Source organism: Halalkalibacter flavus (genome assembly GCF_036663575.1).
GTDB classification, from domain to species: Bacteria; Bacillota; Bacilli; order Bacillales; family Bacillaceae_D; genus Halalkalibacter; species Halalkalibacter flavus.
Map to the genome: position 1 here is coordinate 1 of NZ_JAWRVK010000464.1, position 204 is coordinate 204.

Annotated in this window: 1 tRNA gene; it reads right to left on the reverse strand. The window is 48.5% G+C overall.

The window, feature by feature from the left end:
* Window positions 1-128 precede the first annotated feature (128 nt).
* Window positions 129-203: transfer RNA gene (locus SAY88_RS25810), tRNA-Glu, on the reverse strand.
* Window position 204: the final 1 nt, after the last annotated feature.

Consider the following 204-nt stretch of genomic DNA (forward strand, 5'->3'; position numbering starts at 1 on the left):
AGCCATGAAGGACTCGAACCTTCGACCCTCTGATTAAAAGTCAGATGCTCTACCAACTGAGCTAATGGCTCTTGCTGCTTTTCAAAGTAGTTGTTTCAAAAAGAAACGGACGATCTTCCGTAAAATTATGGTGACCCGTACGGGATTCGAACCCGTGTTACCGCCGTGAAAGGGCGGTGTCTTAACCGCTTGACCAACGGGCCA